Below are 17,673 nucleotides of genomic sequence, written 5' to 3'. Positions count from 1 at the left end.
GACGTATGAAAGAACATAAAAACAACAAAAAACCATTTGTCTATTATTACATGATAGTCATGTTTGTGGTAATACTTTTAAATGCAATGGTGTTTCCATATTTGAACCAGATGCAGTCAAAAATAAGTGAGGTTGACTACGGAACATTTTTATCAATGGTTGAGTCCGGAAATGTGACAAAGGTTGAAATTAATGAAACACAAATAGCTTTTAAAGCAAATTCGAATCCTGAAGGAGTGTATGTCACAGGCAAAATGGAAGACCCAATGCTTGTTGACAGACTTCTTTCCTCAAGAACAAAAATAGAATTTGGCAAGATAGTACCCAAGGAAAATTCAGTGCTGATGGAAGCCATTTTGTCATGGGTTATTCCTGTATTGATATTTATAGCAGTAGGACAAATTTTATCTAGACAGTTGTCTAAAAAAATGGGCTCATTCGGCAATTCCATGCAGTTTGGAAAATCAAATGCAAAAGTCTATGTGGAGGCACAGACAGGAAAAAGGTTTGAAGATGTTGCAGGACAGGATGAAGCAAAGGAAGCGCTCACTGAAATTGTTGACTTCCTTCACAATCCGAAAAAATAATGAAGAAATAGGTGCAACAATGCCGAAGGGCGCACTGCTGGTGGGACCTCCGGGAACAGGAAAGACATTGCTGGCAAAGGCTGTGGCAGGGGAAGCCAAAGTTCCTTTCTTCTCAATTTCCGGTTCTGAATTTGTGGAGATGTTCGTTGGTATGGGAGCTGCAAAGGTAAGAGACTTGTTCAAGCAGGCTCAAGAAAAGGCGCCGTGTATTGTTTTCATAGATGAAATAGACACCATAGGAAAGAAAAGAGACGGGGGAGGCATAGGCGGAAATGATGAAAGAGAGCAGACATTGAATCAGCTCCTTACTGAAATGGATGGATTTGACGGCAAAAAAGGAGTTGTTATTCTTGCAGCCACTAACAGGCCGGAATCTCTGGATAAAGCATTGTTAAGACCGGGCCGTTTTGACAGAAGAATACCAGTAGAACTTCCAGACCTGGCAGGACGTGAGGCAATTTTAAGAGTTCACGCTAAAAATGTGCATTTAGATGAAAATATAGATTTCAATGCAATAGCAAGGGCTACAGCAGGGGCTAGCGGCGCTGAGCTTGCTAACATAATAAATGAAGGAGCCCTGAGGGCTGTTAAAAATAAAAGAGCAACAGCTTCACAGGAAGATCTGGAAGAAGCAGTTGAAGTTGTTATTGCAGGTTATCAAAGAAAAAATGCTGTTATATCTCCTAAGGAAAAGAAAATCGTAGCTTATCATGAAATAGGGCATGCGCTAGTGGCAGCCAAGCAGACTGAATCTGCTCCTGTACACAAAATAACCATTATACCACGTACATCCGGAGCACTTGGATATACTATGCAGGTGGCAGAGGAAGAAACATTCCTTTTGTCCAAGGAAGAAGCATTCAATAAAATTGCCACATTTACAGGTGGGCGTGCTGCTGAAGAAGTTGTTTTCAATACATTTACAACTGGAGCTTCAAATGACATCGCTCAGGCAACAAACCTTGCCAGGGCAATGGTAACACGTTACGGCATGAGCGAAGAATTCGACATGATGGCACTTGAAACAGTGAACAATCCATACCTTGGGGGAGAATCATCTCTTGCTTGCTCATCAAACACTTCAAGTAAAATTGACGATGAAGTGTTAAAAATTATTAAATCCGCTCATGATAAAGCCATACAGATATTGAAGGACAATGAAGAAAAACTTCATGAACTTGCTAATTACCTGCTTGAAAAAGAAACAATAACCGGGGAAGAGTTCATGGAAATATTGAACAAATAATCAAAGAAGGTGCTGTATGCGAAATGAATTGTTGAGAAAAGAGCTGTGGGACATGATCAGATTTACAAATATAAATCTGGAAACAGCCTTTAAGCCTTTTATAGAAATACATGGACTTACAATGATGCAAAGCAGAATACTTGTTGCTGTGAAGGAATGTGAACAGGCCACAGTGGGAACTGTGTCAAAAATAATTGATGTAAAAAGCGGCAATGGTTCAAATATGTGTAAAAAGCTTGAACAAGAAGGGTTTGTAAAAAGAATAAGAAGTTTAGAGGATGAGAGGGTTGTGAGGCTGGTACTGACAGAAAAAGGAGAGAAAACCCTTGAAAAAATAAATGAGGATATTTTGAACAAATATGGACCGGTTCTTGACAACAAGACAGATGAAGAATTTGAACAAATGATAAAAGGAATAAAGTTACTTAATCAGCTGCTGATAGATTTTGACAAAATAGCTCAGTAATAAATAAAAAAATGTAAAAAAATGTTTTTGTACCCCAAAATTATTAGGGCTTGTTCGAATAATATAACAAGTAGGTAATACTTAATAAACAAGCCCCCCTTGTAAAGAGTTATTAATTATGAGTCTTTACTTTAATAAAAGATGATTTCTGCAGAGATCATCTTTTATTTATTTTATAACCTAGCCCCATTGTTACAAAATCTGTCATCTTCATTATCAACAAATCTGTACCTTTAGAAAGTTATAGAATAAGGTTATATTTATTTTATTAAATCAAGAGGGGATATTATTATGAAAAACGTTCCTAAAATTGCAGCAATCCATGATATGTCAGGCGTTGGAAGATGTTCTATGACTGTTCTTATGCCTGTTCTTTCGGCTCTTGGATGTCAGGTTTGTCCTCTTCCCACTGCTCTTTTAAGCAATCATTCAGAGTATAAAAATTTTTATTTTTTTGACTTTACAGAGCACATGGAAGAATACTATTCAAACTGGGAAAAAAACAAAGAAGAATTTGACTGCTTGTACAGCGGATTCATAGGTTCAGAAAAACAAATCAACATCATGCTTGACATTATAAATAAAATAAAAACAAAAAAAAATGTGCTGGTTGTTGTGGATCCTGTAATGGGAGACCATGGCATTACATACAAGACATATACCGATAAAATGGTAGAAAAAATGAGCCAGCTGGTGCACAAGGCAGATATAATCACCCCTAACATGACTGAAGCAAGCATATTGCTTGGAGAAAAATATTTGGACCATAGAATAGATACGGCACTTCTAAAAAGTTATTTACAAAGGCTTTGCAGTCTTGGTCCGGACATTTGTGTCATTACGGGAATAGCAACAATGGATGGTGAAAACATCAATGCATGCTACGATAAAAGAAACAATGAATACTGGAAAATTCCGTTTAGGTTTGTTGACAAAAGGTATCCCGGTACAGGAGATTTGTTTACTTCTCTTTTGGTTGGATATCTCATGAACGATAAAAAACTTCCTGAAGCAATTGAAGAAGCTTCAAGGTTTGTATCCCTGGCTGTTAAGGGAACTTACGAGGCAGGGACACCCAGCCGTGAAGGGGTATTGTTTGAGAAAATAATGAAAGAATTGTACAATGAAATAGAAGTTTATAAATATACAAAATTATAAAATATAATCCTGTAAAGAGCAGCTGTTTATACAGCTGCTTTAATTTTTTTATTTTTGGAATATATTTCGAAAAACTGTAAATAATAATCATAATTTACATAGATTTTACATCTCTAAATGTCTCTCCAGGGCATGAAATGAGCAAGACCCTGATTAAAATGTACAAAAAAAAATAAAAAAAAGCTTGTAAAAAAACAGGAAGTGTTGTACAATATCATTTGTTCAAAAAATGTGGGATTTTGAAAAGGGATTGCCAATAATGCGTAAATTTATACTTATGCAAAAAGTAAATTTTCTTATGAAAATTTATACCTTTAATTGACAACGCCAAGTCAATTACTGAGAAACTATTAAAGGTTGGTGTTAAAATGAAAAAGAACAAAATGTACCCGTTTATAATATTAACAGTACTGATAATGAGCTTTGTTTTAACTTATTATAACCGTGGTAACACGAAGAATATTGCATTTGCAGACACAGAAAATATTGTTGCAACAAATGCAGTAACTCCATTTAAAGAACTGAAATACGATATTGACAGAAGCAGCGTAGAACATGAGACAAAAATAGTATATAACGATCAAAAATATGTTGACTACAAAGAAGTAGTCCAAGAAGGATCAGACGGAATGAAAAAATCCGTCTACCAAGAATCATATGTGGACGGAAAACTAATTTCCAAATCGTTGGAAGAAGAAATCGTCTATATAGAACCTGTAGAAGAAATAATTGAGGTGGGAACAAAGGAATATGTGGTAGCAACATCAAGAGGCGGATTCCGTTTTGATCAGGAACTTGATATGGTTGCTTCAGCCTATGACTTGTCTTATGAAAGTTGCGGCAAGTATCCTGACCACCCCGAATATGGTATAACAGCATCTGGCACAAAAGCTCAGCCAGGTACAGTTGCAGTAGACCCGAGTGTAATACCTCTTGGAACGAAGCTTTACGTAGCTTCCACAGATGGCAGTCCTGACTATGGTTTTGCAACGGCTCTTGATACAGGAGGAGCGATAAATGGTTACAGAATAGACTTGTTCATGGAAGATGGAACAGAAGCACAAAATTATGGAATTAGGCAAGTTAAAGTCTACATACTAGAGTAGCCAGAAAGAAAAAATTGCTTGAAAGAGCAATTTTTTCTTTTTTTGAATATAAATATAGGCAAAATTATAAAAGTAGTGTATATTATTATTAGATTAACATTAGACGAGGAGTAAGATTTTATGAAAAAACCAATATTCATAGGAATATGTGGAGGAACCGGTTCAGGAAAGACTACAATAGTGAACAAAATATATTCTGAGGTTCCGGAAAAAAGTATAGCAATAATGGAACATGACTCATACTATAAAGACCAAAGCTCATTGACATACGAAGAAAGATGCAAGACTAATTACGACCATCCATTTGCATTTGACACAGATTTGTTTGTGGAACACATCAAGGTACTTAAAGAAGGAAAATCCATAAACAAACCAATATATGACTACGGAATTCACAACAGAAAAACAGAGACAGTTGCTGTCGAACCCAGAGAAATAATAATTGTGGAAGGACTTCTTGTATTTTACGAGGAAAGAATAAGAGACCTGCTGGATATAAAAATTTATGTTGATACAGATGCTGATATAAGAATTTTAAGAAGAATAATCAGGGACATCAATGAAAGAGCTAGAAGCCTCGATTCTATAATAAACCAGTATATGAACACCGTACGACCTGCCCATGAGCAGTTTATAGAACCAAGCAAAAAATATGCGGATATAATTGTAACTGAAGGCGGCAACAACCTTGTTGCCATTGACCTTATGGTTACAAAAATAAGATCTCTTTTGAACATTGAACAATTAAAGGAGCAACAGCTTGATTAAGGAAATAATAGTAGTTGAAGGCAAGTCAGACATTTCAGCAGTGAAAAAAGCTGTTGATGCGCAGGTAATTGCAACCAGCGGACTTGGCATAAACGATCAAATAATAAAAACAATAAAAAAGGCCTCAAAGAACAAGGGGATAATAATACTTACTGATCCGGATTATCCAGGCAAGAAAATCAGAAACATTCTTTCTTCTGAAATAGAAAACTGCAAGCATGCTTTCATTCCTAGAAACCTGGCAAACAAGGACGGAGACATAGGAGTTGAAAATGCAAGCCCAGAGGTCATAAGAGAAGCACTTGAAAACGCCAGGGCTGAAATATCAGAAAACATTCAGGAATTTTCAAACAGTGATATGGTATACTATGAGCTCCTTGGGAATGAAGATGCTTCCAAAAGAAGAGGCTTAATTGGAGATGAGCTTGGAATAGGCTACTGCAGTGCCAAGCAATTTTTAAAAAGGCTTAACACTTTTGGAATAACAAGAGAAGAATTGGAAGAAGCTATAATTAAAATTGAAAATTCTAAGATCGATAAGGAAACGGATAAATAATGGATGATAAAAAACTGTATTCACCGAAGGTGATGAAGTACATATTAGACAAGTACGGATTCAAATTCAGCAAAAGTCTTGGTCAGAACTTTCTTATAGACGGCAACATTATAAACAACATTGCTGAAACGGCAGAGCTCGACGAAAATTCAGGAGTAATAGAAATAGGTCCTGGATTTGGAACATTGACTCAAGTTTTATGCAGCAAGGCTAAAAAGGTAGTTGCCATAGAAGTAGACAAAAGCCTTGAGAAAGTTCACAAGGAAACACTTGATTATGATAACATAAAAATCATATACGAAGATTTTATGAAAGTTGATGTTGTAAGACTAATAGACGAAGAATTCCAGGGAATGGACGTCAAGATTGTGGCAAATCTTCCCTACTACATAACAACACCAATTATAATGAAAATACTTGAAGAAAGATACAAAATATCAAAAATAGTTGTAATGGTTCAAAAGGAAGTGGCTGAGAGACTTAATTCCACAGCAGGAAGCAAGGAGTACGGTGCAATCACACTTGCCGTAAATTACAGGGCTGACACAAGAATTGCCATGATAGTTCCAAACACAGTATTCATGCCAAGACCAAAAGTTGATTCAGCAGTAATTTCATTTGACATTCTTGATAAGCCGAGAATCCAGGTTCTCGATGAAAACATGCTTTTTGCAGTAATTAAAGCATCGTTTGGACAAAGAAGGAAGACACTTCTTAACGGCCTCAGCAACAATTTGAAATTGCCAAAGGAACAAATAAAAATGGTTTTAGAAAGAGCAGGAATTGATCCGGGAGTGAGAGGGGAAACATTGAACCTCCAACAATTCGGAGATATTGCTGATGAGATTATAAAACTAAGCAATTAAAATTAGGAGGTATTTATGATTATTTATACTAAGACAGGAGATAAAGGTCAGACATCGCTTTATGACGGAACAAGAGTTGACAAAGATTCGCTGAGGGTTGAATCTTACGGAACAATTGATGAACTCAATTCTTCCATAGGATTTGCAGCAAAGTTTGTTGAAGATGAAGCCATAAAAGACCAGCTTCTTAAAATACAGATAAGGCTGTTTTTTGCAGCCGGTGAACTTGCAACTGTTGAAGAAGGAGTTTACAAGTACAAAATCAGAGAAGAAGACATTAAAGCCCTTGAAGGAATAATTGATGAATATCTGCCGAAAATTTCCGGTGCAGACAAATTTATAGTGCCAGGTTCTTCAACAGCAGCAGCTGCACTTCATGTTTCAAGGACAGTGTGCAGAAGAGCCGAAAGAAGGATACTGTCTCTAAAAAGACACGAGACAGTCAGCGATGTGCTGCTTAAGTTTATAAACAGACTTTCGGATGTTCTATACACATATGCAAGATTTCTTGAAAGCAACCTTACAATAATGGATTTTGACAAATATTACAACGAAGGATTGTAATATTCATTCAATCAATAACACGGGCTGGCACAAGACCAGCCCCTACGCATCGATGAATTGATATTTTGCCATGAATTTGATATCACGGGTTGTAGGGGAGGACCTCGTGTCCTCCCGCATGGTGAGCACAAGACAATCATCTGAGAATCATTAGAGAAAGGCTAGCCTTTCTTTTTTTGTTTATAAAATATTAAGATTTATAATCTTTACAAAAGAAATATTTGTGATAATATATATCAGTGAGTAATGTAATAGTTTTGGAGGAATATAAATTGAAGCATTTTTTTAAAGTGTTCTTCATATCGCTGTTTTGTTTTTCGTTAGTTATAATAGGCGGATTTGTTATGCTCAACGGACTTCACAGCGGAAATGCAGATGCCACTGATATTTTTAACATGATAGGCAGCAACAAGGACGAAAGGGTCAATATCCTTCTTTTAGGACTTGAACATGAACGTTCGGACACAATAATGGTAGCAAGCTACAACACAAAGACTAAGAAAGCAGATGTTATATCAATACCAAGAGATACATATGTGGACAGAGATGGTTTTGTAAACAGCGCAAACAACAAAATAAATTCTGTTTATACAGTAAAAGGTATCGAAGGTTTGGAAGAAATGATTCAAAACATAACAGGAATAGAAATAGACAAATATGTTACTATAGATTATGACGGTGTGAGGGCAGCAGTAGACGCTGTGGGAGGAGTTGAAGTAGACGTTCCTTTCCATATGAGATATACTGATCCATATTCAGATCCGCCACTTGACATAAACATCCCCGCAGGCAAGCAGATTATAAACGGCGATAATGCTATGGAATTCTTAAGGTTCAGAAAGACTAACTATTCAGGTTATTCTGGATATGCTGAAGGAGATTTGGGGAGAATAGAAGCTCAGCAGGGATTTGTGAAATCAGCAATAAAAAAAGCCTTGACTTTCAGGCTTCCAAAGGTTGTTGCTGAAGTATTCCCTTATGTAGATACAGATTTTTCTCTTTCTGAAGCAACATCAATGGCTGCAAGCTGTGTTGGACTTTCCGCAGACACAATCAACTTCCATGTGCTACCGGGAACAACTCAGACTATTAACGGACTTTCATTTTTCGTAATGAATCAGGCAGAAACAAAGGATCTTGTTTACACAATCCTTGATATACAGCAATAAATAAAAAAAACGCCAAAAGGCGTTTTTTTGTTAGTATGCAACATTAAAATATGTCATTGTCAGATGGTTTAGCATTGTTTTGTACCAGCATATTTTCTCCCATGCGCACCATTTCTCTGACACTTAATCCGTTAACAATAGCAGGATACATAGCTGTTGCATTCACATTTAACGTCGGTATTCCAAGTTCATTGGATATTTCCATTTTCAAGCTGTTTATTGCCTGCTGTGCTTCCGGGACAATTAATTTATTTCTGCTGCTCATACTATACAGCTCCTTTCATTTTGAGCTATATTATATTATTGACTTATGCATTAAAATTAAACTGATAAAATTTTCATTAAATATTAAATAATTATTTTTATGTAAAAAATGAGCAGATTAACTGCTCATTATTATGCTATCTTGGAACAGTTGTGGGAGTTTCAAGATCGTTCCACAACCAATTATCATGTCTGCAGCAATGGTGCCTTCTTCCGCCGGTATCCGCTACGTTTTCACATCTTCTTCCGCCAGTGCCCAGAACTTCATCACATCTGTCTCCGCCTGTTCCTAAAACTCCGCAGCATATACGTCTTCCGCCTGTACCAAGAACGCCCTGACAACGTCCTGTTCCATCTATGCAACCTGGTCCTCTAAGAGCAATGCGTTGAATTCCGAAGTCTCCTGCTACATTGTCATTTCTTCTTCTGCACCTGTGTGATCTATTGCGACACATCATAACACCTTATTCATTTAAATTTGAGCCAAGCTCATTAATATCATATTCACAGTGTCCAAATGTGTTACCGTTTTAATGATTAATCAATAATTTTTATATTATATTCTTCCATCCACAAATTGAGCTGAATGAAATATGCTATAAGCTGTGGTCCTGCCATCAGTTGCCCATACCATGGTTTTGTGAATGATTTTCCTCCTGACTGAACTATTTCAGTGACTTTTTGTTTGTCTATTAGATGATAAATTGGCGCTTTCTTGTCTGACAAAATATAATTCATCCATTTCTGGACTGCATTGGTATAGTCAATGTGGTGAGTCTTTGGATATGGGCTTTTCTTTCTGTCAATTATGTCATCAGGAAGTATACCTCGCAGGGACTCCCTTAAAAGACCTTTTTCTCTGCCGTTGTAAAACTTGATGCTGTTAGGAATGTTGAAAGCATATTCTACAATTCTCTGGTCTGCAAAAGGTACCCTCACCTCAAGACTGTTTTCCATGCTCATGCGGTCCTTTCTGTTGAGAAGCGTCATCATGAACCATTTTATGTTCAGGTAAAACAATTCTCTCATTCTTGATTCTTCTTTAGATTCTCCTTTAAGTTTTGGAACCTTGTTTATGGTGTCTGTGTACATTTGATGGACGTATTCTTCCAGGGGAAGGTTAAGAAATTCTTTGCTCAATATTTCCCTTCGCTCCTTTGTAGATTTAGACCAGGGGAATGTGTCTGCATTAATGTCTTCTTGCCTTGTGAACCAAGGGTAGCCCCCGAAAATTTCATCTGCACATTCGCCGGAAAGAGCAACAGTTTCATTTTTCCTTATTTCTCTGCAAAACAACAATAGGGAAGAGTCAATGTCAGCCATTCCGGGGAGGTCATTTGCTCTCACTGCATCTTCCAGAGCCTTTACAAGTTCTGTATTTTCAAGAATAACTGTATGGTGTTTGCTGCCGATGTAATCTGCCATTATTTCAGCAAAAATCTGGTCGGAGGTAGGTTGAAACAAGTTTGCCTGAAAATATTTGTCGTTGTCCCTGTAGTCTATGGAATATGTGGGGAGAATGCCTCTGTCTGTTCTTTTATAATACTCTGCTGCAATAGCAGAAATAGCGCTGGAGTCCAGTCCTCCTGAGAGAAATGTGCATACAGGAACATCAGAAACAAGCTGCCTTTCCACTGCGTCAATTAATAGATTTCTTGTTGTGTTTTTTGTTTGTTCAAAGTCTTCCTCATGGGATTTTGCTTCAAGTTTCCAATATTCCTTAAGAATGACTTTTCCGTCTTGGTATGTCATGCAGTGTGCCGGGGGAATTTCCTGTATATCTTTGAAAACTCCGTTTCCTAATGAGCGAGCAGGGCCAAGGCCGAGTATTTCCATTATTCCTTCTTTATTTATTACAGGCTCAACAATGGGATGGGCGAGAAGTGCCTTTATTTGTGAAGCAAATAAAAGGTTGTTATTTTTAAGAGAGTAAAACAAAGGTTTTACACCAAGAGGATCTCTTGCCAAGAACAATAATTTTTCATCCTGGTTCCAAACACCAAAGGCATAAATTCCGTTGATGTGTTTCAAGGCTTCTTCGCCCCACTCCATGTAGGCAACAAGAAGTACTTCTGTGTCTGAATAGGATTCAAATTTGTAACCAAGTCTAATTAGATCATCTCGTACTTCATCTGTATTGTAAAGTTCGCCATTGTAAACAAGCACATATTTGTGTCCACCCTTGTATCTTGTCATAGGCTGAGCTCCGCCTTCAGCATCCACTATTACAAGTCTTCTGTGGCCTAAAATTGCATTTTCTTCCGTGTAGAAACCTGAGTTGTCAGGCCCTCTTTTTTCAAGCTTATCTGTCATTTTTTCTACTGATGTTATATTGTCACTGATATTTTCCCGGAAGTTAATCCATCCTGCTATTCCGCACATATAATGCCTCCTTTTTTTACATAAAACATTATTATGTTGTATAAAATCTATTGTTCCAAGTTTTGAAATTTTAATTAAAAAAAAGCAAGGATATTATCCTTGCTTCAGGTTGATGATATATTGGTTTCAATTAATATATTGGTAAACTTCTGTAAATTTGAAATCAAAGTTTGTAGGGGAGAGTTTTGTGCTCTCCCGAAGAAAACAATTTTATGTATTAATAACCACGGGCGGACACGAGGTCCGCCCCTACGAATTGATAAATTAGACATTTAATGGGATGCATAATCCTTGTAGGACTCTTTGAATTTTTCGCTTATGCTTTTCTTCCTGCATGATTCGCAAATGTGTTCAGAACTTTCCTCACCAAGCTTTTTATTTATAAAATCTAACGCTTCTTTTGTGGTGTAATATTTTCCGCAGCTTGTGCATTTTATGAGATTAAATTCTTTGTTCCATATGGTCCTGGTGTTGTCTTTGTCCGTAAATTTTATGGCCTTTGTGGGGCATACTTCTGCACATGCTCCGCAGCCTATGCAGTCCTTGGAAGAGTCATCATAAGGAGTGGAAACTTTTTTTGTTGTTCCTCTGTTCACAAGAGAAATTGCAGATGTTCCCATTTTTTCACAGGCCTTGACGCACAAACCGCAGAGAATACAGTCTTCAGTGCTTGTTTTATCCTCATATCTTTCTGGGGGGATGACTTCATATTCTTCAGCCAGTTTTTTAATGTACTGGTTGTTTGGAGTTTTAAGCAAAAGAAGCAAAATTATGTCCTTTCGCATTTTTTTAATTTTATCGGAATTTGTAACTACCTCCAGGCCGTCTTTAATGGGGAATACGCATGATGAAACAACTTTTGTGCGTCTTCCTTCATTTACTTCAACCATGCACAGCCTGCAGCGTCCCTGACCTTCAAATCCTGTCTTGTGACAAAGATTTGGTATGTCCACGTTGTTTCTTTTGGCAAGCTCCATGAGAGTTTCACCGGGAATTCCTTCGTAAAGATTACCGTCTATTTTAATTTTCAACTAAAGCACCTCCGATCACAACAGCTCCTGACGGACATACAGCGAAGCATGATCCGCATTTAATGCATGCATACTTATTAATTATGTGAGGAGATTTAAGCGTTCCTGAAATTGCACCTGTTGGACACTTTTTAGCGCAAAGGCCGCATCCTATACAGATGTCTTTGTCAACTGAATAGGATGTGAGATTCTTGCACACACCTGCGCTGCATTTTTTATTTACAATGTGATCAATATATTCATCCCTGAAATATTTTAATGTTGTCATGACGGGATTTGGGGCAGTCTTTCCAAGGCCGCAAAGAGAAGCTTCTTTGATTGTGCCGCTTAAACTTTCAAGGAGGTCCAAATCTTCCATTTTTCCGTTGCCGCTTGTAATGTTGTTTAAAATTTTAACCATTGTGCTGATGCCTTCTCTGCATGTTGTGCATTTTCCGCAGGATTCTTCAGCAAGAAATTCCATGTAGTATCTTGCAAGTTCAACCATGCATGTGGTGTCGTCCATTACTATGACGCCACCTGAGCCCATCATGGAGCCAATGTTGTTAAGTGAATCAAAGTCCATGGAAACATCCAGGTGTTCCTTGGGGATACATCCTCCGGAAGGACCTCCCGTCTGCACTGCTTTGAACGTCCTGTCCTTGATTATTCCGCCTCCAATGTCGAAAACAAGCTCTCTTAATGTAGTACCCATTGGAATTTCCACGAGACCTGTATTTTTTACTTTTCCTACAAGTGAAAAGACCTTTGTTCCGGAATTTTTTTCAATTCCTATGCTTTTGAACCAATCGGATCCTTTCATTATAATAGGCGGTACATTGGCCCATGTTTCAACATTGTTAAGAACCGTAGGCTGATCCCATAAACCCTTTTCAACACTTCTTATGTACTTGGCCCTTGGCTCGCCGACACTTCCTTCAATTGAAGCCATGAGAGCACTTGATTCACCGCATACAAAGGCACCTCCGCCCCTTACGATTTCAAGGTCAAAGTCAAAACCGCTTCCCATTATGTTTTTTCCTAGAAAACCATGAGCTCTGGCACTTTCAATTGCCAGCTGCATATTTTTTCTCGCCAGCTGGTATTCGTCCCTTATGTATAGGAAACCTTTGTTAGAGCTAATTGCAAATGCACAGATTATCATTCCTTCAATGACGGTGTTGGGGTCGCCTTCCATGACGCTTCTGTCCATGAATGCGCCGGGGTCACCTTCATCACCGTTGCATACTACGTATTTTGGATTGTTTTCGAATTGATAGCATGTTCTCCATTTGCTTCCGGTTGGGAATCCTGCACCGCCTCTTCCTCTTAATCCTGAAGATTCAATTTCTGTGATTACCTGTTCAGGAGTCATTGAAAACAACACTTTTTCAAGGGCTTTGTAGCCACCCCGCTCCTTGTAGTCTTCAATGCTTTGAGGGTCTATTTCACCTATGTTTCGTAGGGCAATTTTGTTTTGATGTTTGTAAAAGGAGGCATCCTTGTGAGACACAATTCTTTTTTTCTCGTTGGTATCAAAGTAGAGGAGCCTTTCAACAACTTCACCATTAAGTATTGTTTTTTCAACTATTTCATCTACATCCGCTTCTTTTACCTTGAAATATGAAATTTCATCAGGTAGAATTTTAACAACCGGCCCTTTTTCGCACAGACCGTTGCAACCGGTAGACTTAACTGAGGGAACAACATCAATTGAGGTTTTTTTTAATTTATCAAGAAACTTTGTATACACATTGTAGCTGTTGTTGGCAAGACAGCCGGTACCGCAGCACACAAGTATTTTTCTTTTTTCGCTGCTCATTTTGCCCTCCTGTATTCTTCAATTACTGACTTCACTTTTTCCTTTGTCATTCCGCCGTAATATTTATCGTCAATAACCATGACAGGGGCCAGGGCACAGGCACCTAGACAGTTAACAATTTCAATTGAAAATAATCCGTCAGACGTTGTTTCTCCAGGAATTATGTCTAGAACTTCAGCAACTTCATCCATCAATGCATTGGAACCTCTTATATGACAGGCAGTTCCATTACAAACCTTTATAATGTATTTTCCTTTTGCCTTTAGGCTTAATGCTTTGTAAAATGTGGCCATGCTGTAAATTTCACTTACAGGCAGTCTTAAATATTCAGCAATTAAATTCATGGTTTCTCTGGGCACAAATCCATATTGTTTTTGTACATCCTGAAGTATTGCAAGCGTAAATCTTTTTTCAGGAGGATATTTATTTAATATTTCATATGATTCCTTTAAGTCGATGCTTGAATCAACCATCATTATCACCTTCATTTAAAATTCAGAACATCCAAAATGAAGTCCAGCTTTATGACAAAGTTAAATCAATATGTAGGGGAGGACCTCGTGTCCTCCCGCGAACGGATACGAGACCCGCCCCTACAATTTGTATAATAAGAATATTGTCAATTACCTGAACATTCATAAAGGATGTTCTGTTTATTTTATTAAAGAATTAATATGCTTCCTGTGCTGATTTCATTACGAGACCAAGTTCTTCAAGTTTCTCGTCTGTAGGAACGCCGTATTCGTCCCAGCCTCTTGCAGCATAATATTCATTGAGCATTACTTCAAGCTCAGTAACCTTTCCTTTTGAAGGACCGCTTGTTACAGGTTCCTTAAGAAGTCTTGGAGGAAGATAATCATCTTCTCTTGTGAGTCCTGCTTCAAGGTTGAATATTTTTTCAAGATTCCAGATTCTTTCTCCTGCTTTAAGAATTTCTTCATCTGTCATATCAATTCCTACAGTTCCTCTAAGAAGATTTGAAACTTCAGGAAGGCCTATTGCAAATGTAGTGAACAGACAAATGTCAGAAGAGTCAACAACTGCAGTAAGATCCTGGAACAATTTAACAAGACCAGCTTTTCCTTCTGTAGTTAGAGGATCCGTCTTCATTGGGATTCCTAGAACTTCAGTACTTGTTACATATCCTCTTACATGGCAGCCGCCGCGGTTGCTTGTAGCGTAGGAAAGTCCCATGCCTTGAATTGCTCTGCCGTCATATGCAGGCATTTCCTGTTTCTTAACAGTCATTGAAAATTCAGGATGACCGTATTTTTCTGCCATTCTGTATGAACCAAGAGCAAGCACATCTCCAAAGCCTTCTCTGTTGCCGGTTTTTTCAGTCCATTTCATTATTGACTGGGCATCTCCAAATAAAAGTTCTTCGCCGCCTAAATCTTCTTTAGGCAAATAACCTTTTTCGTAAAGTTCCATTGCACATGCAATAGTAGCACCCATTGTTATAGGGTCCATTCCCAGCATGTTGCACACATGGTTTGCCTTGTCTATTTCATTGATGTCATTTATTCCGCAGGAAGCACCATATGACCAACCTGCTTCATATTCAGGACCTGCAACTATTCCTTTGTATTTTCCGTCAGGAATTTTTACAACTCTTCCGCAGCCTATTGGACATGCAAAACAAGCTTTGTTTTTAACCAGGTATTTTTCTGTCAGGTATTCGCCGCTTATTTTTTCTGCATCATCAAATCTTGAAGACTGCCAGTTGTTTGTAGGAAGAGCGTGCATTTCATTCAATATGTTTACAAGAACTTCTGTTCCGTAAGTTTGAAGTCCGCCGTTTTTTCCGGTTACTCCGTTTGCCAGAACTTTTTCTCTTGCATCCTGAGCTGCCTTGTTAAATTGCATTGCATTGGCAACACCTATGCCGTTTGTTCCTTTTACAACAACTGCTTTTAAATTCTTGCTTCCCATAACAGCGCCAAGGCCTGATCTTCCCGCAGCTCTGTCGCGATCGTTCATTATAGCTGCAAAAAGAACAAGGTTTTCTCCTGCAGGTCCGATGCATGCAACTTTAGCATCGTCTTCATTTTCAGCAAGAAGCATGTCTGTTGTTTCAAATACATTTTTACCCCAGAGGTGTGAAGCATCTTTAATTTCAACTAAGTCATCGTTTATGTGCAAGTAAACCGGTGTGTTTGATTTTCCTTCAAATATTATTCCGTCATAGCCTGCAAATTTAAGCTCAGGTCCAAAATATCCGCCAGAGTTAGCAGCTCCAATTGTTCCTGTAAGGGGAGCTTTTGCAACAACGTTGAATCTTCCTGCGCATGTAGCATATGTGCCTGTAACAGGGCCGGTCATGAATATAAGCTTATTTTCAGGACTTAAAGCATCTATGGTAGGGTCAACTTCTTCGTACAAATATTTGGAACCAAGTCCTCTTCCGCCGAAATAGTCCTTGGCATAATTCATGTTAAGTTTTTCTGTTTTAAAAGTCTTGTTTGTTAAATCAACTCTTATTAATTTTCCAGTATAACCTTTCATTATTTAGCCCCCTCTCCAAATGCTTCTTTAAATTGGTTGGCAATAATTTTCCTCTTATCCAATGCGCCGTCCAATTCCTTGTACTCAATAGCGCCATAGCCGCACATTTTAACACATTGAGGATCTCCGCCGCACATATCGCATTTTATAACTCTTTTTAATCTAGAACTGTAAGTCATGTTGCCGAATGGGCATGCGCTTACGCACATTTTGCATCCAATGCATTTTTCTTTGTCGTAATTTACCACGCCTGTTTTTTCATCCTTGGTGAGAGCGTTAACAACACATACAGTCATACAGTGCGGCTCATCGCATTGCATGCACATCATAGGAATCTGCAGACCAATTTCGTCATAAAACATTACTGAAACCGCAGAATCTTTTGGATTGAAGTTATCCCCTTTACTGTAGGAACATGCCAGTTCACATGTTCTGCAGCCAGTACATTTTTCTGGCGATACAACTAAACCTTTTGACATTTTACCTTCTGACACCTTGTGTCAGAATCCACCTCCTTCAGTGCAATGTATTTTATAAGAGCAATTATTTTAATCATCGATTAAAATAAAAGGGACACAAATAAACAACAGTTTATTTGTGTCCCTTTGCGCAATGGCAGGTGCAAAAATTGCTTTTCACGCCCTAACGTTCACAGAGGCCCATGAGGTCAACCATGAATCGGAACATTAACCTCCTGCAACAGGAGGAAAAATTGCCAAAATATCTTCATTATTCAATTTTTCATCAACTTCCTTGTAACTTCCGTTAACAAGAACCAGTCCAAGTTCTTCTTTTTTGATGCCCAGATAATCCAGAACATCAATTATTTTAGCCTCATCTTTAAATGACAACCGTTTGTTCATCCATCTGCCAACTCTGAATGTTGCAAACAACCTAACTTCTATTTCCATAGCTATCCTCAACCATTATTTCCACCTTCTATATTTTACCACATAGAAAACGATTTTTCAATACGAAATATGACTAAAGGTAAATTATTTTCAATTTTGTAAACTTATAGTAGAATGTGGTTTTAGAAAATGAAAAGCATACTTTAGTCAGTATGTTTGGGTTGATGATAAGTATATATTTGGACGTTGTCATTCTGAAGCGCAGCTGAAAAATCTCATGTTTTCAACAAAGATGATATCCTTCAATATCGTTCAGGGTAACATCGTCAGGGTTTGTCAATAGTTGAGCACAT

General features: G+C 37.9%; 17 protein-coding genes and 1 pseudogene. 9 read left to right on the top strand and 9 right to left on the bottom strand.

Annotated elements, in window-relative coordinates:
• Positions 1-5: 5 nt before the first annotated feature.
• From ftsH to BN358_RS09445, 9 genes and pseudogenes are all read left to right on the top strand, one after another.
• A pseudogene (gene ftsH / locus BN358_RS09485) lies at positions 6-1,833 on the top strand (ATP-dependent zinc metalloprotease FtsH).
• A gap of 16 nt (positions 1,834-1,849) precedes the next feature.
• Entirely contained in the window at positions 1,850-2,299 is a 450-nt protein-coding gene (locus BN358_RS09480; protein WP_019229009.1) for a MarR family winged helix-turn-helix transcriptional regulator, read from the top strand.
• Between the two features lie 291 nt (positions 2,300-2,590).
• Positions 2,591-3,457, top strand: a complete 867-nt coding sequence (locus tag BN358_RS09475; RefSeq protein WP_019229008.1) for a pyridoxamine kinase — start codon at positions 2,591-2,593, stop codon at positions 3,455-3,457.
• 368 nt (positions 3,458-3,825) lie between these two features.
• Positions 3,826-4,563, top strand: coding sequence for a 3D domain-containing protein (locus BN358_RS09470; RefSeq protein ID WP_019229007.1), 738 nt, complete (start codon positions 3,826-3,828; stop codon positions 4,561-4,563).
• A gap of 120 nt (positions 4,564-4,683) precedes the next feature.
• Positions 4,684-5,331 carry a uridine kinase gene (udk, locus tag BN358_RS09465; protein ID WP_019229006.1) on the top strand — a complete coding sequence of 216 codons (648 nt, stop codon included), beginning with the start codon at positions 4,684-4,686 and terminating at the stop codon, positions 5,329-5,331.
• Complete coding sequence (gene rnmV, locus BN358_RS09460) at positions 5,324-5,887, top strand: ribonuclease M5 (RefSeq protein ID WP_019229005.1); 564 nt, start codon at positions 5,324-5,326, stop codon at positions 5,885-5,887. The genes udk and rnmV overlap by 8 nt, the downstream gene beginning before the upstream one ends.
• Entirely contained in the window at positions 5,887-6,753 is an 867-nt protein-coding gene (rsmA, locus tag BN358_RS09455; protein WP_019229004.1) for a 16S rRNA (adenine(1518)-N(6)/adenine(1519)-N(6))-dimethyltransferase RsmA, read from the top strand. Before rnmV ends, rsmA begins: the two co-directional genes overlap by 1 nt.
• Positions 6,754-6,768: 15 nt before the next feature.
• Positions 6,769-7,317 carry a cob(I)yrinic acid a,c-diamide adenosyltransferase gene (locus BN358_RS09450; RefSeq protein WP_019229003.1) on the top strand — a complete coding sequence of 183 codons (549 nt, stop codon included), beginning with the start codon at positions 6,769-6,771 and terminating at the stop codon, positions 7,315-7,317.
• Positions 7,318-7,589: 272 nt separating this feature from the next.
• The gene (locus BN358_RS09445) at positions 7,590-8,486 is read left to right on the top strand and encodes an LCP family protein (RefSeq protein ID WP_051011007.1); all 897 of its coding nucleotides are present in this window, start codon (positions 7,590-7,592) and stop codon (positions 8,484-8,486) included.
• 43 nt (positions 8,487-8,529) lie between these two features.
• Here the strand turns inward: BN358_RS09445 and BN358_RS09440 are convergent, their stop codons facing one another.
• From BN358_RS09440 to BN358_RS09400, 9 genes are all read right to left on the bottom strand, one after another.
• The gene (locus BN358_RS09440; RefSeq protein WP_019229001.1) at positions 8,530-8,751 is read right to left on the bottom strand and encodes a small, acid-soluble spore protein, alpha/beta type; all 222 of its coding nucleotides are present in this window, start codon (positions 8,749-8,751) and stop codon (positions 8,530-8,532) included.
• Between the two features lie 136 nt (positions 8,752-8,887).
• Positions 8,888-9,208: a hypothetical protein gene (locus tag BN358_RS09435; protein ID WP_198018356.1), complete on the bottom strand. Its 321-nt coding sequence runs from the start codon at positions 9,206-9,208 to the stop codon at positions 8,888-8,890.
• A gap of 79 nt (positions 9,209-9,287) precedes the next feature.
• Positions 9,288-11,132 (bottom strand): asparagine synthase (glutamine-hydrolyzing), encoded by a 1,845-nt coding sequence (gene asnB, locus BN358_RS09430; RefSeq protein ID WP_019228999.1) that lies wholly within the window; start codon positions 11,130-11,132, stop codon positions 9,288-9,290.
• A gap of 272 nt (positions 11,133-11,404) precedes the next feature.
• Positions 11,405-12,163 (bottom strand): 2Fe-2S iron-sulfur cluster-binding protein, encoded by a 759-nt coding sequence (locus tag BN358_RS09425; RefSeq protein ID WP_019228998.1) that lies wholly within the window; start codon positions 12,161-12,163, stop codon positions 11,405-11,407.
• Positions 12,153-13,964: an NADH-quinone oxidoreductase subunit NuoF gene (locus BN358_RS09420; protein ID WP_019228997.1), complete on the bottom strand. Its 1,812-nt coding sequence runs from the start codon at positions 13,962-13,964 to the stop codon at positions 12,153-12,155. Before BN358_RS09420 ends, BN358_RS09425 begins: the two co-directional genes overlap by 11 nt.
• On the bottom strand, positions 13,961-14,452 hold the full coding sequence (gene nuoE / locus BN358_RS09415) for an NADH-quinone oxidoreductase subunit NuoE (protein ID WP_232233070.1): 492 nt from the start codon (positions 14,450-14,452) through the stop codon (positions 13,961-13,963). Before nuoE ends, BN358_RS09420 begins: the two co-directional genes overlap by 4 nt.
• Positions 14,453-14,633: 181 nt before the next feature.
• Positions 14,634-16,469, bottom strand: coding sequence for an aldehyde ferredoxin oxidoreductase family protein (locus tag BN358_RS09410; RefSeq protein ID WP_019228995.1), 1,836 nt, complete (start codon positions 16,467-16,469; stop codon positions 14,634-14,636).
• A complete protein-coding gene (locus BN358_RS09405; protein ID WP_019228994.1) occupies positions 16,469-16,948 on the bottom strand; it encodes a 4Fe-4S dicluster domain-containing protein in 480 nt (159 codons plus the stop codon). Before BN358_RS09405 ends, BN358_RS09410 begins: the two co-directional genes overlap by 1 nt.
• 207 nt (positions 16,949-17,155) lie before the next feature.
• Positions 17,156-17,380, bottom strand: coding sequence for a MoaD/ThiS family protein (locus BN358_RS09400; RefSeq protein WP_019228993.1), 225 nt, complete (start codon positions 17,378-17,380; stop codon positions 17,156-17,158).
• Between the last annotated feature and the right edge of the window lie 293 nt (positions 17,381-17,673).

The organism is Sedimentibacter sp. B4 (genome assembly GCF_000309315.1).
In the GTDB taxonomy this organism is placed as follows: domain Bacteria; phylum Bacillota; class Clostridia; order Tissierellales; family Sedimentibacteraceae; genus Sedimentibacter; species Sedimentibacter saalensis.
The sequence above is the reverse complement of the archived record's forward strand: the minus strand, read 5'-3'. Positions and strand labels throughout refer to the sequence as shown.

Excerpts from the sequence above, each read along its gene's own strand:
- BN358_RS09420 (WP_019228997.1), bottom strand. The coding sequence starts at position 13,964 with ATGAGCAGCGAAAAAAGAAAAATACTTGTGTGCTGCGGTACCGGCTGT.
- BN358_RS09475 (WP_019229008.1), top strand. The coding sequence starts at position 2,591 with ATGAAAAACGTTCCTAAAATTGCAGCAATCCATGATATGTCAGGCGTT.
- rsmA (WP_019229004.1), top strand. The coding sequence starts at position 5,887 with ATGGATGATAAAAAACTGTATTCACCGAAGGTGATGAAGTACATATTA.
- BN358_RS09480 (WP_019229009.1), top strand. The coding sequence starts at position 1,850 with ATGCGAAATGAATTGTTGAGAAAAGAGCTGTGGGACATGATCAGATTT.
- BN358_RS09470 (WP_019229007.1), top strand. The coding sequence starts at position 3,826 with ATGAAAAAGAACAAAATGTACCCGTTTATAATATTAACAGTACTGATA.
- BN358_RS09410 (WP_019228995.1), bottom strand. The coding sequence starts at position 16,469 with ATGAAAGGTTATACTGGAAAATTAATAAGAGTTGATTTAACAAACAAG.
- nuoE (WP_232233070.1), bottom strand. The coding sequence starts at position 14,452 with ATGAAGGTGATAATGATGGTTGATTCAAGCATCGACTTAAAGGAATCA.
- BN358_RS09405 (WP_019228994.1), bottom strand. The coding sequence starts at position 16,948 with ATGTCAAAAGGTTTAGTTGTATCGCCAGAAAAATGTACTGGCTGCAGA.
- BN358_RS09400 (WP_019228993.1), bottom strand. The coding sequence starts at position 17,380 with ATGGAAATAGAAGTTAGGTTGTTTGCAACATTCAGAGTTGGCAGATGG.
- BN358_RS09435 (WP_198018356.1), bottom strand. The coding sequence starts at position 9,208 with ATGATGTGTCGCAATAGATCACACAGGTGCAGAAGAAGAAATGACAAT.
- BN358_RS09440 (WP_019229001.1), bottom strand. The coding sequence starts at position 8,751 with ATGAGCAGCAGAAATAAATTAATTGTCCCGGAAGCACAGCAGGCAATA.
- udk (WP_019229006.1), top strand. The coding sequence starts at position 4,684 with ATGAAAAAACCAATATTCATAGGAATATGTGGAGGAACCGGTTCAGGA.
- asnB (WP_019228999.1), bottom strand. The coding sequence starts at position 11,132 with ATGTGCGGAATAGCAGGATGGATTAACTTCCGGGAAAATATCAGTGAC.
- BN358_RS09450 (WP_019229003.1), top strand. The coding sequence starts at position 6,769 with ATGATTATTTATACTAAGACAGGAGATAAAGGTCAGACATCGCTTTAT.